This is a genomic window from Terasakiella pusilla DSM 6293 (assembly GCF_000688235.1).
GTDB lineage: Bacteria > Pseudomonadota > Alphaproteobacteria > Rhodospirillales > Terasakiellaceae > Terasakiella > Terasakiella pusilla.
Genome location: NZ_JHYO01000004.1, coordinates 1 through 12,428, shown reverse-complemented (window position 1 = coordinate 12,428; position 12,428 = coordinate 1). Strand labels below are relative to the sequence as shown.

13 protein-coding genes are annotated in these 12,428 nt (G+C 50.8%); 8 read left to right on the top strand and 5 right to left on the bottom strand.

Annotated elements, in window-relative coordinates; translation table 11 throughout:
- Window positions 1-84 precede the first annotated feature (84 nt).
- The 4 genes from ilvC to miaA all read right to left on the bottom strand — a co-directional run bounded on the left by ilvC (window position 85) and on the right by miaA (window position 4,536).
- Entirely contained in the window at window positions 85-1,104 is a 1,020-nt protein-coding gene (gene ilvC, locus Q397_RS0103455) for a ketol-acid reductoisomerase (RefSeq protein WP_028878223.1), read from the bottom strand.
- Window positions 1,105-1,156: 52 nt separating this feature from the next.
- The gene (gene ilvN / locus Q397_RS0103450; protein WP_028878222.1) at window positions 1,157-1,675 is read right to left on the bottom strand and encodes an acetolactate synthase small subunit; all 519 of its coding nucleotides are present in this window, start codon (window positions 1,673-1,675) and stop codon (window positions 1,157-1,159) included.
- Window positions 1,676-1,689: 14 nt separating this feature from the next.
- Window positions 1,690-3,471, bottom strand: a complete 1,782-nt coding sequence (gene ilvB, locus Q397_RS0103445) for a biosynthetic-type acetolactate synthase large subunit (RefSeq protein WP_028878221.1) — start codon at window positions 3,469-3,471, stop codon at window positions 1,690-1,692.
- Window positions 3,472-3,576: 105 nt separating this feature from the next.
- The gene (gene miaA / locus Q397_RS0103440; RefSeq protein WP_156950623.1) at window positions 3,577-4,536 is read right to left on the bottom strand and encodes a tRNA (adenosine(37)-N6)-dimethylallyltransferase MiaA; all 960 of its coding nucleotides are present in this window, start codon (window positions 4,534-4,536) and stop codon (window positions 3,577-3,579) included.
- 50 nt (window positions 4,537-4,586) lie between these two features.
- Between miaA and serB the strand changes: the two genes are divergently transcribed.
- From serB to Q397_RS0103400, 8 genes are all read left to right on the top strand, one after another.
- Complete coding sequence (serB, locus tag Q397_RS0103435; RefSeq protein WP_028878219.1) at window positions 4,587-5,441, top strand: phosphoserine phosphatase SerB; 855 nt, start codon at window positions 4,587-4,589, stop codon at window positions 5,439-5,441.
- Between the two features lie 130 nt (window positions 5,442-5,571).
- The gene (locus Q397_RS0103430) at window positions 5,572-6,561 is read left to right on the top strand and encodes a sodium-dependent bicarbonate transport family permease (protein WP_028878218.1); all 990 of its coding nucleotides are present in this window, start codon (window positions 5,572-5,574) and stop codon (window positions 6,559-6,561) included.
- Window positions 6,562-6,575: 14 nt separating this feature from the next.
- Window positions 6,576-6,890, top strand: a complete 315-nt coding sequence (locus Q397_RS0103425) for a P-II family nitrogen regulator (protein WP_028878217.1) — start codon at window positions 6,576-6,578, stop codon at window positions 6,888-6,890.
- Between the two features lie 215 nt (window positions 6,891-7,105).
- A complete protein-coding gene (locus tag Q397_RS0103420) occupies window positions 7,106-7,750 on the top strand; it encodes a carbonic anhydrase (RefSeq protein ID WP_028878216.1) in 645 nt (214 codons plus the stop codon).
- Between the two features lie 65 nt (window positions 7,751-7,815).
- Window positions 7,816-8,325 (top strand): peptide deformylase, encoded by a 510-nt coding sequence (gene def, locus Q397_RS0103415; RefSeq protein WP_028878215.1) that lies wholly within the window; start codon window positions 7,816-7,818, stop codon window positions 8,323-8,325.
- A gap of 39 nt (window positions 8,326-8,364) precedes the next feature.
- On the top strand, window positions 8,365-9,318 hold the full coding sequence (gene fmt, locus Q397_RS0103410; protein ID WP_240475016.1) for a methionyl-tRNA formyltransferase: 954 nt from the start codon (window positions 8,365-8,367) through the stop codon (window positions 9,316-9,318).
- A 208-nt stretch (window positions 9,319-9,526) separates the two neighbouring features.
- Window positions 9,527-11,230 (top strand): methyl-accepting chemotaxis protein, encoded by a 1,704-nt coding sequence (locus tag Q397_RS0103405; protein WP_028878213.1) that lies wholly within the window; start codon window positions 9,527-9,529, stop codon window positions 11,228-11,230.
- A gap of 147 nt (window positions 11,231-11,377) precedes the next feature.
- Window positions 11,378-12,010, top strand: coding sequence for a Vat family streptogramin A O-acetyltransferase (locus Q397_RS0103400; protein ID WP_028878212.1), 633 nt, complete (start codon window positions 11,378-11,380; stop codon window positions 12,008-12,010).
- Window positions 12,011-12,126: 116 nt separating this feature from the next.
- Here the strand turns inward: Q397_RS0103400 and Q397_RS0103395 are convergent.
- Window positions 12,127-12,428: IS5/IS1182 family transposase (locus Q397_RS0103395; RefSeq protein WP_028878211.1), on the bottom strand; the 302-nt coding region annotated here is incomplete at its 5' end.

Below are 12,428 nucleotides of genomic sequence, written 5' to 3'. Positions count from 1 at the left end.
GTTCCCGAAGACTTTTCGCCTGAGGGACGTTTTTTCGTAACGCAAATGCGTCGTCACAAACCGGATGGTTTGATCGAGATTTGCTTAGTTACGTTCTTTGTCAACCAATGCGTTGGACTTAATCCAAGGCATCATGCCGCGCAGTTTTTCGCCAGTTTCTTCCAGCGGGTGAGCAGCACCTTGTGCACGACGTGCTTTCAGGAACGGCTGACCAACTTGGTTTTCCAACATGAAGTCACGAACGAATTTACCAGTCTGGATGTCGTCCAGAACTTCTTTCATACGTTCTTTAACAGACGCATCAATAACGCGCGGACCAGAGACATAGTCACCGTATTCAGCAGTGTTGGAGATGGAGTAACGCATGTTATGCATGCCACCTTCGTACATCAGATCAACGATCAGTTTTACTTCGTGCAAACATTCGAAGTAAGCCATCTCCGGTGCGTAACCAGCTTCAGTCAGTGTCTCGAAGCCGTAACGGATCAGTTCAGTCAAACCGCCACACAGAACAGCCTGTTCACCGAAGAGGTCAGTTTCACACTCTTCTTTGAAGTCTGTTTCGATGATGCCGGAACGACCGCCGCCAACGCCACACGCGTAGGACATAGCGATTTCTTTTGCGTTACCAGACGCGTCTTGGTGAACAGCGATCAGACACGGTACACCGCCGCCTTTAACGTATTCGCCACGAACCGTGTGACCCGGGCCTTTCGGCGCGATCATGATCACGTCGTTGTTTTTCGGTGCTTCGATCAGGCCGAAGTGGATGTTCAGACCGTGTGCAAACGCCAACGCAGAGCCTTCTTTCAGGTTCGGTGCGATTTCGTTTTTGTAGATACCGGCTTGCAGTTCGTCCGGTGTCAGGATCATCAGTACGTCAGCCCAAGCAGCCGCTTCAGCAACAGACATAACTTTCAGGCCTTCGCCTTCAGCTTTTTTACGTGTTGCAGAACCTTCACGCAGCGCAACTGCGATTTCGGTACAACCGGAATCACGAAGGTTGAGCGTGTGTGCGTGACCTTGAGAGCCGTAACCAACGATGGCTACTTTTTTGGTTTTGATCAAATTGACGTCTGCGTCGCGATCGTAATAAACCTGCATGTTCAAATACCCCTTGAACTAGAAAAGATTAAGAATTTTGGATGCGATATCCTTAGAGACCAGTGGCCCCGCGGGAAATCGCCACGACACCGGTACGTGAAACGTCAACCAGTCCCAATGGCTCCATCAGTTTAATAAAGGCATCGACTTTGCCAGCCTTACCAAAGACTTCAAAGACGAAAGAAGAGTTCGAGCTATCGATAACACGTGCACGGAAAATATCGGCGATGCGCAAAGCTTCAACGCGATGTTCTCCCTCACCTGCCACTTTAACCAATGCCATTTCGCGTTCAACGCTTGGGCCGTCAATCGTGAGATCAACAACTCTGCGAACGGGAACCAGACGGTCAAGTTGCGCTTTGATTTGCTCAATCACCTGACGGGTACCGGTTGTCACGATGGTAATCTTGGACAGATTTTCAACGTGATCGGTTTCAGCAACCGTCAAGCTTTCGATGTTATAGCCACGGCCGGAAAACAGGCCGATTACGCGAGCTAGAACACCGGATTCGTTGTCCACCAGTACGGAAATCGTGTGGCGAAGGATGTCGTCTTTATCTTTATTTGTCATTGTTAGTTCCTCCCTTACACCAGTACACCGGACTCGACACTACCGCCGCTTTCCGAGTTTTTGGAATCTTCCGGACCAAGGATAATTTCGTTATGGGCCGCCCCGGACGGGATCATCGGGAAGACGTTCTCTTCCGGGTCCGTGCGAATATCGATGATTGTCGGCAAATGGGAGTCAAACGCCTGTTTGATCACGCCATCCAGCTCACCCGGCGTGGTCGCGCGCAGGCCCAAGGCCCCATACGCTTCCGCCAGTTTCACAAAATCAGGCTGATCTTCAATCACACTTTCAGAATAACGCTCACCGTGGAACATTTCCTGCCACTGGCGCACCATGCCCAAGAACATGTTGTTCAGGATGAAGCACTTCACCGGCAAACGATAAGACATCAAGGTCGCCAGTTCCTGCAGGTTCATCTGGAAGGATCCATCCCCGGCAATCGCTACAACCAGCGCATCAGGATGTGCAACCTGTACACCCATCGCAGACGGGAAGCCATAGCCCATAGTCCCCAAACCACCGGATGTCATCCAGCGCTTCGGCTTTTCAAAGCACAGATGTTGGGCTGCCCACATCTGGTGCTGGCCAACTTCTGTTGTATAGAAAGTGTCTTTACCTGTTTCCAAAGCAAGGTCACGGATACGCTCCAAAGCGTATTGCGGCTTAATAACTTTGTTGGACTGGATATATTTCAGGCTGTCTTTAGAACGCCAATCGGCGATCTGCTTCCACCATTTTTCCAACTCTTTGGCATTGACCTGCGCTTGATCAGCTTTCCAGTACTTGATCATTTCTTCAAGGACATGGGCAACGTCACCGATGATCGGCACATCAACAACCACGTTCTTGTTGATAGAGCTTGGGTCAATATCGATATGAATCTTCTTGGAATCCGGCGAGAATTTATCAAGCGCGCCCGTTACACGGTCATCAAAACGCGCACCGATGTTGATCATCACGTCACAATCATGCATCGCCATATTGGCTTCATAAGTGCCGTGCATCCCCATCATGCCGAGGAACTGATTGTCAGACCCCGGGAACGCGCCCAGCCCCATCAACGTCAAAGAACACGGAATACCGGTCATTTTAACGAATTGGGAGAACAGCGTACAAGCCGCATCACCAGAGTTGACGATCCCGCCACCACCGTAGAACAACGGACGTTTAGCGTTACGGATCAGCTCAATCGCCTGTTTAATAGAGGCTGTATCGCCTTTAACCTGCGGCTTGTAGGACTTATGTTCAACAGCGGTTGTTTTACCCGGTGTTGTATAAGTGCCCGTCGCCAACAGAATGTCTTTGGGAATATCAACCAAAACCGGCCCCGGGCGGCCTGTACGTGCGACATAATACGCTTCGTGCAGGATACGACCCAGATCGTTTACATCCTTGACCAGATAGTTGTGTTTTGTACAGCCACGTGTGATGCCTGTGATGTCAGCTTCCTGAAAAGCGTCATTACCGATCAAGCTGGACGGGACCTGACCCGTCAAACAAACCAGCGGTACCGAATCCATCATGGCGTCTACAAGGCCTGTCACCGTGTTGGTTGCACCTGGACCAGATGTCACAAGCACAGTCCCCACTTCTCCGGTAGAGCGTGCATACCCTTCCGCAGCGTGGACAGCGGCCTGTTCGTGCTTAACCAGAATATGGCGAAGACCATTTTGTTTGAACAGCGCGTCATACAGCGGAAGAAGCACGCCACCCGGTAGCCCAAACATCACATCCACGCCTTGATCTTTCAAAGCTTGAATGATGATTTCAGAACCGGTCATTTCTTTCGTGGACATGCAAAAATCCTCCGTCTCAACGAATTCTTTCTACTCTTTATATATAGGGCAGAAATAAATGTACCCGCGCAGGGGCGCGAGCTTCGAGGTGGGCAACGTAATCGCTCAAACCCTATCGGTCAACAAAAATTGGCGAACTTTCTTATAAATCTGATCTCGCAAACTTTCCGAATATTGCGCAGAATAAATTTCACAGCGTTTTATCTGATTGCGAAACCACGTACATTGGCGCTTTGCAAAGCGTCTGGTCTGCATTTGTGCCTCGGCGCGGACCTCTTCCAGACTGGATTGTTTGCGTACAAGCTTTAAGAGCTCCGGCACCCCTAACGCCTTCATAACAGGGAGTTTCGCATCCAAATTCATCTCATCAAGGCGCGCCACTTCGTCCACCGCACCCTGCGCGATCATCAGATCAAAGCGTTGGTCACAGCGTTGGTACAGAATGTTGCGTGGCGGCATGATCACTTGTGTAAAAAAATCCGCCTCAAGCGTGGGAACGGGCTTAATTTCGCGCTGCAAAACAGCCAACGACTTGCCGGTGGCTTCCAGAACCTCCAACGCGCGACAGATTCGCTGCGCATCACGCGGTTTCAGCCGCGCTGCCATTTCCTCATCCCTGGATTGAAGTTCTTTATATAAAGTCTCCACACCGTCCCTATCGCAGCGTTCGCGAATGGTGTTTCGGATGTCATCAGGGATCGCAGGCAATTGGGAAATCCCTTCCACCAGCGTCTTAATATAAAGACCTGTGCCGCCTGTCACGATGGGCAACTTGCCGTCCGCCCAAACCTTTTCGATCTCTGCAATGCACATTTTCTCCCACAATCCTGCCGAACAGGTCTCTGTCGGGGCCATCACCCCATACAGGCGATGGGGGATTTCAGCTTCATCTTCTGGGGTCGGACGGGCGGTCACAATGCGCAATCCATCATAGACTTGCATGGAGTCCGCATTGATGATCACCCCATCAAATTCGCGGGCCACATCCATCGCGGTTGCGGACTTGCCGCTGGCGGTGGGACCGCCGATCACAATCACTGGCTTTTTTGCTTTAGTTTGCATCATCTCTCTGGCATAAAATGGCGCACCGCAAAAAACCACGGCGCTTATACATAATGTCTTACGTTCTGACCCTTATTGCTAATCCTGACAAGCAACAAATCACCCTTTCCGAAATTTCCCAGCATCTCGGCGCTGTCGAGCCTGTCTGCCTGTCGGAAGGGGAAGCTTATGATATCTTCACAGACGAGGTGATTAACCTTGTTGAGCTGCAAGAAAAGCTGCCCCACGTCGATATCATCTTACAAGAGGTTGCAGAGCGTCGCAAAAAACTGCTGATCGCCGATATGGACAGTACCATCGTCACTGGCGAAACACTGGATGATCTGGCGGAATTTGCCGGCATCAAAGAACAGGTGGCCGAGATCACAACCCGCGCCATGAACGGGGAAATCCAGTTCCGCGATGCACTGCGCGAACGTGTCGCCATGTTAAAAGGTCTTTCCAGCGACTTTATGGAAGAGGCCATGAAAATGGTTCATCTGACACCCGGCGCCGAAACATTGGTTGCGACCATGAAGGCCAATGGCGCATATTGTGCCCTTGTGTCCGGTGGCTTTACCTTCTTCACCTCACGCGTTGCCGCCCAAGTCGGTTTCGACTTCAATGCAGGAAACATGATGGAGATTAAAGACGGCACGCTGACCGGCAATGTCATTGATCCGATTCTCACCAAAGATTCCAAACTGGACTATTTGCACAAGCTCTGCGCCGAACAAGGCCTGACCACCACTCAAGCGCTCGCCGTTGGTGATGGGGCGAACGATCTACCCATGATTCTTGAAGCCGGTTTGGGGATTGCGTACCACGCAAAACCAAGCGTTATTGCGCGTGCAAAACACACCATCAACCACGGCAACCTGACCGCGCTTCTCTTCGCGCAAGGCTATTCTAAGCCTGATTTTCAATAGATAATTTCTATGGCGTTAATAACGCTTCTCTATTAATCGGTATTTAAGTATTAAAATACCGATTAATTATTGACAGACCACCCCGTCTTCCCAAATATAAGGCTCCCCCTATCTATTGAGACTTAGAGAAATGGAAGAAATTTTATCAGTTGCCATCGATAACCTCACCTCGCCCATGGTGATGTTCTTTGCGCTCGGCTTTCTTGCCGCCCTCGCAAAAGTTGATCTTTCCCTTCCCCAACCGGTTGCCAAAACCGTTGCCGTCTATCTGATGCTTGCCATCGGCCTAAAAGGCGGTGTCAGCATGGCGACAACCGGGGCGGACCTGTCCGTTCTCGCACCGATCCTCGTTGGTATCGCCATCAGTGCGGCCCTCCCCTTTATCGGCTATCAATGTTTGCGCCTGACCAGTAAACTGTCCGCGGTCAATGCCGCAGCGGTTGCCGCCCATTTCGGTTCCATCAGTATTGTCACCTTCCTGACCGCCTCCCAAATCTTAAGTGATCGCGGAACCTCCGGTGAAGGTATTCTGGTTGCCGTCGCCGCCGCGATGGAGGCACCAGCCATCGTCGCCGGTATCTGGATTGCGGCGCGCTTCCTCAAAAAAAACCCGGAGCAAAAGGACAAATCGGCAGAACCCCTGTCCATGCGCGAAGCGGTCTTCAACAGCTCTATTCTCGTCCTCATCGGCTCGTTTATCATTGGCTGGATCGTTGGACCGCAAGGCTTTGTCGAAGTTAAACCCTTCATCAGCGATCCGTTTAAAGGCGTGTTGTGCCTCTTCCTTTTGGATATGGGTGCGATTGCCGGACGGGGTCTCAGCCAAAACCGCAAAGTGCTGGACACGGGCGTCATCGCCTTTGGGCTTTACATGCCACTGATCGGCGCGGTTCTCATGGCATTGTTGATCCTGCCGCTGGACCTGTCCGTTGCGGGTAAAACCCTTATGCTTGTGCTGGCTGCCAGTGCGTCTTACATCGCTGTCCCCGCCGCCATGCGATTGGCCTTGCCGCAAGCCAATCCGGCAGTTTACGTTACCCTGTCCCTTGGCGTTACCTTTCCCTTCAACCTTGTCATTGGCATCCCCCTCTATGTCGCCATGGCGCAATGGTTGTTCTAAAAAGGAGTTCCCACATGCAAACCTTTAAAAAAATCCGCTTGGAAATCGTCATCGAACAAGCCGTCACCGAACGGCTTGCGCACCTGCTGGATAAAGAGGACCATGTCCACGGTTATACCATCGTCCCCGTTCATGGCGGCAGCGGCACCCACGGTTTGTGGACCCGCGATGGCATGGTCACGGATGCAGAAGGGATGATGATGTTTATATGCATCCTCGATCCCAAATTTAAGGATGAGGTCCTAGAAGATCTCTTTTCCTTCCTTGAGCACCGGATCGGGATCGTAAATGTCTCAGAAGTGGAAGTTATTCGTAACGAACACTTTTAGGTAACCTGTTGGACCTAGATAATCCATAGAAAAAATCTATTGAATTAATAGTTCCTGACTATTAAGTGGTATTTCGGTATAGGAATACCACTTAATTCTTGACGCCCTCACGTTTTAGATTAAAGTATGCAGCATCTATTCAACTATCATTTCGATACAGTATATTTTGCACACATACACTTTATCCGCCATTGGGGAGGGGGAGGTTTTACGCGATGAAAGCCATTGCTAAACTTAAAAAAGGCTATCAGCACTTCAAGGCTAATTACTTCGAATCACACCGCGCTGATTTTGAAAACTTCGTCAAGGAAGGCCAGAGCCCGCGAACTTTATTAATTTCCTGTTCCGATTCGCGCGTTGACCCCACACTTATCCTTGGGACAGAACCCGGGGAAGTCTTTGCCGTGCGTAACGTGGGCAACCTTGTCCCCCCGCACGAGAACGACCCCAACCACTATCACGGTGTCTCATCCGCCCTTGAATATGCGGTAAAAGTGTTGAAGGTCGAAAATATTATGATCATGGGCCACGCCCAATGCGGTGCTATTCAGGCCGCCATTGATACGGAACATAATCCCGATAAACTCGGCACCGAATTTGTGCATCATTGGGTTGATATCGCCCATGAAGCCTTCAAAAATCCATGTTGCTGCGCCGAGTCCATCAAATCGGGCAATCGTATCCCACGCGAAATTGAACAAGCCTCCATCGTCAACTCCCTGAACAATTTGATGACCTTCAATTTCGTCGCAGACCGGGTGGAGTCAAAAGAGTTGAAGATTTATGGTCTCCACTTCGATCTCAAAACCGGTGAACTCAGCGCCTATGACCGCAAAACAGGGGAGTTTGGCCCGCTTTAACTTGACCTTTTCGCCAGATCAACTTATGTCCTTGGCAGAAATTTGACGAAGAGAGACTTTCAATCGTGGCTATACTTCCTATTCTGACCGCACCGGACCCTATCCTCAAAAAACGGGCTCAACCTGTCGAAGAGGTAACGGACGACATCCGCACCCTTCTGGATGACATGGTGGAAACCATGTATGACGCCCCCGGCATTGGTCTGGCCGCCCCGCAAGTTGGTGTCTTGCAGCAAATCATCGTCGTCGATGTTACCGACGAAGACGAGGAACCCTTCGCCTATAAGATGATCAACCCGGAAATCACGTGGTCATCGGACGATCTGTCTATCTATGAAGAAGGCTGCCTGTCTGTGCCGCAAAGCTACAGCGAAGTCGAACGCCCTGCCGAGATTAAAGTCACCTATCTCGATGAAAACGGTGCGGCGCAGGAACTGAAAGCCGATGGCTTGCTTGCAACCTGTATCCAGCACGAGATTGACCATCTGAACGGCACACTGTTCATTGACCATATCTCGCGGATCAAACGATCCATCATCATGCGCAAACTCACCAAAATGAAGAAAGCCGGTTAATCCCGCCTTTTTTGCACACGATTTCAGGGACCGCTGACCATGACGGAAGAAAACCTCCTCAAAACAGAAAAGCCCATGCGCCTTATCTTTATGGGGACGCCTGATTTTAGTGTGCCGCTTCTCGCTGCGCTGATTGATGCGGGCCATGAAGTTGTTTGTGTTTACAGCCAACCGCCGCGCAAAAGCGGTCGGGGTCAAAAGGTCAATCTGACCCCCGTTCATGCCTATGCCGAAAGTCAGGGCATCGAGGTCCGCACCCCCCTGTCCCTTAAAGGGGAAGACGAACAGCGCGCATTTGCAGACCTTAACGCCGATTGTGCCATTGTTGCGGCTTACGGGCTGATCTTGCCAAAGGCCGTCCTCGACGCGCCAAAATACGGTTGCTTAAACGCCCATGCCTCCATTCTGCCCCGTTGGCGTGGCGCCGCGCCGATCCAGCGCGCCATTGAAGCAGGCGACGATGTCTCCGGCGTGACAATCATGCAAATGGACGAAGGTCTGGATACCGGTGACATGCTGCTGATCCAGCCTGTCCCGATTACCCAAAATACCACAGGGGAAAGCCTGCACGACGAGCTGTCTATTGAAAGCGCCCGTCTGATCCTGGAAGCCTTGCGCGCTGTTGATGGGGGCTACACCAAGCCGCAAAAACAGCCGGAAGACGGCATCACCTACGCCAAAAAACTGGATAAAAAAGAAAGTCAGATCGACTGGTCCCAATCGGCAGATGAGATCGAACGCCGCATCCGCGCCTTTACGCCATGGCCCGGCACGTGGTTTGCTTTCGGCAAAGACCGGATCAAGATTATCAAGGCCGAAGTTGTTGAGCAGAACGGCGCAGCAGGCACTCGATTAGAAGCCGACGGTCTTGTGATCGGATGCGCCAACAAAGCGCTTAAAATCCATACCCTGCAACGCAGCGGTAAAGGTGCAACCGACGCAGAAAGCTTCCTGCGTGGCTTCCCTATCCCGGTCGGGACAGTGATCGCCTAGCAAACCATTGGGTTGAACTCCTTGAAATTTATGGAAATTTTTTGACATAACTTGAAGCCAATGCATCCTTTGGCTTGTTGTGGGAACGTGCGATAAATAAGCTTAATGCCCTTTTTTCTCCTTTTTACATTAGAGAAATCTTATTTAAAGAAAAGAGGAAACAAACTTAAAAAAACAAGCTTCATTTATCAGACCCATGAGTCCCCCCATGATTAAACATCTCAGCATGAAATTAAAAGTCGCCATCCTCCTTGGCATTATGGTCGTAGGATTGCTTACTGTTACAGCGATGGGCCTCTTCACCCTTCGTCAAACGTTGTTGGAAGATCGCAAAAGCGAAATCAAAACCGTCATCACGTCTAGCATTTCCATTGCCCAAGCTTATCAAGATCAAGTCACCTCCGGCGAACTGACGCAAGAAGAAGCCATCAAAATTTACTATGACGGCATCAACGGGTTAAAATTTGCCGGCGATATCGGCTATGTTTTCTCCTATGACGACCATGGGATTGTTCAAGCACACGGGGCCAATCCGGCGCTGACGGGTAAAGACCTGTCCGGTGTCACCGATGCCAATGGCGTTAAAGTTATTCAGGCACTCATCGATGCGTCAAACGGTAAAAATGACGGCTATTTCTCCTATGTTTGGGACAAGCCCGGCCACGACAAAAAACTCATGTTCGAAAAAGTCTCTTATGCCGGTAAGCTGCCATGGGGGCACCACATCGGCACCGGTCTTTATGTTGATGATCTGGACGCCACATTCTGGCGCATTGCAATCCGGGATATCACCGTTTCAGCCATCGCCATCCTCATCGCCACCATTATCGGTTGGATCATCAGCCGCGATATTTCCAAAAGTCTGTTTTCCCTGCGTCGTTCCATGGACGATATCTCCGAAGGCAACTATAACAACGACATAAGCGGCATTGACAGAAGGGATGAACTCGGCGCCATGGCCAATTCCGTTCTTGGGTTTAGAGAGAAAATCCAAGAGAACGAAGCCCTGAAAAGCAGACAGGAACAATTGGAGCGAGAAACCCGCGAAAACCGGATTCAAGAAACCCTCGCCATGTCCGACAATCTGGAAGGTCGGGTTAAAAATCTGGTGCAATCCATCAGCCAATCCATCAGTAACCTCCATGTTGCCGCTTCGGACATGAACACCATTGCCGATGAAAGTTCCAATCGTGCCAATGATGTTGCAGCCGCCACGGAAGAAACCTCTGCTAACGTAGAGACTGTTGCCGCCGCCACCGAAGAATTGACAGCTTCCTCCGACGAAATTTCCCAACAGGTCAATAACTCGACTCAAGTCGCGCAGCACGCCTCTGAACAGGTTGATCAAACCAATGCTACGGTTAAAAACCTTGCCAACGCCATTGATAAAATCAGCGAGGTTGTCTCCTTGATCGATGCGATTACCGATCAAACCAACCTCCTGGCCCTCAACGCCACCATCGAAGCCGCACGTGCCGGTGAAGCGGGTAAAGGGTTTGCGGTTGTCGCATCTGAAGTACGCAACCTCGCCAACCAGACGGCACGAGCCACCGCCGATATCACCGGCCAGATTTCAAACGTGCAAACAGAAAGCGGCAAAGCCCTGACGGCTGTCAACGAGATCAATGCCACGATCAATTCAGTGGCGGAAAATTCCACGGCAATTGCAGCCGCCATTGAAGAACAACATGCCGCCATCCGCGAGATTGCCCGAAATGTCAATCAAGCATCCGATGGAACACGTGCCGTGTCCTCCCATATCGCCGATGTCTCCGCCAACGCCAACAAAACGTTGGAATCGACCAACCGGGTCACCTCTTCTGCCGACGAACTGCGCAAAGAAAGCGAAGCCCTGGAAAACGAAGTCGAGGCCTTCCTCAACGAACTCCGCGCCAAAGCGGCAGACATGTAGTCTCTTCACCCCACCATTCAACACCAAAGGGCCTTCGGATAAAACGCAGGCCCTTTTTCTTTGCGCCACTGCTGGCTTATTGTGCTGCGCTTTACACGTGCCTATACTCATTTCTTAGCGGAAATATCTAGTGGGGAAACACACGCAATGCACGGCCCAGACCCAAATGATAAGGAACCTATGAAAGGTTTTCCTCAAGTCGGTTATCTCAAAAACTTCATCACCCGCGAAAACATCGTGGTCGGGGACTACACCTATTACGACGACCCGGATGGCCCTGAGAATTTCGAACAGAACGTGCTCTATCACTTCCCTTTTATCGGGGACACCCTGCGCATCGGGAAGTTCTGCGCCATCGCAAAAAATGTGACGTTTATCATGAACGGCGCCAACCATAAGCTATCCGGCTTTTCGACCTATCCTTTCCAGATTTTTGGCAAGGGTTGGGAAAAAGTCATGCCGGACACGACCGACCTGCCCTTTAAAGGAGATACCGAAATCGGGCACGATGTCTGGATCGGCTATGATGCCACAATTATGCCCGGTGTCAAAATCGGCCACGGCGCCGTCATTGCCAGCAAATCCGTCGTGACCAGCGATGTTCCCCCCTATAGCATCGTCGGGGGCAACCCCGCCCAACTGATCAAAAAACGCTTTGACGACCAGACCATTCAAAACCTGCTCGACATCGCCTGGTGGGACTGGGACGCCGAAAAAATAACCGCTAATCTGAAAGCCATTGTCGGCAACGACCTCACCGCTTTAAAAGCGCAAATTTAACCTCCCCCACCCCACCGTCATCCCGCACCCGTTGCGGGATAATCCGACAAAGCAATTCTCCGCCTTCCGCCAATTCCCCCGCAACAAGTGCGGGGTGACGAAATTAGGCCCTAGACTCATAAATTTTTTATCCAAATGCGAACTGATGCCAGTTTAACAGCAGCGAGGAAATTCTCAGGGTTCTTATCATAACGTGTGGCAATGCCTCTGAATTGCTTGAGTTTGTTGAAGAAGCGCTCAACCAAGTTTCTGTAGCGGTAAAGGAATTTGCTAAAGGCAAAAGACTTTCGTCGATTGCTTTTAGGTGGGATATTTGCCCATGCTTTTTTATTTTCAGCCAATTGCCGAATAGCATCGCTGTCGTAGGCTTTATCGGCCAAAAGAATTGTGCCTTCCCGCATAGCTTCCAACATTGCTA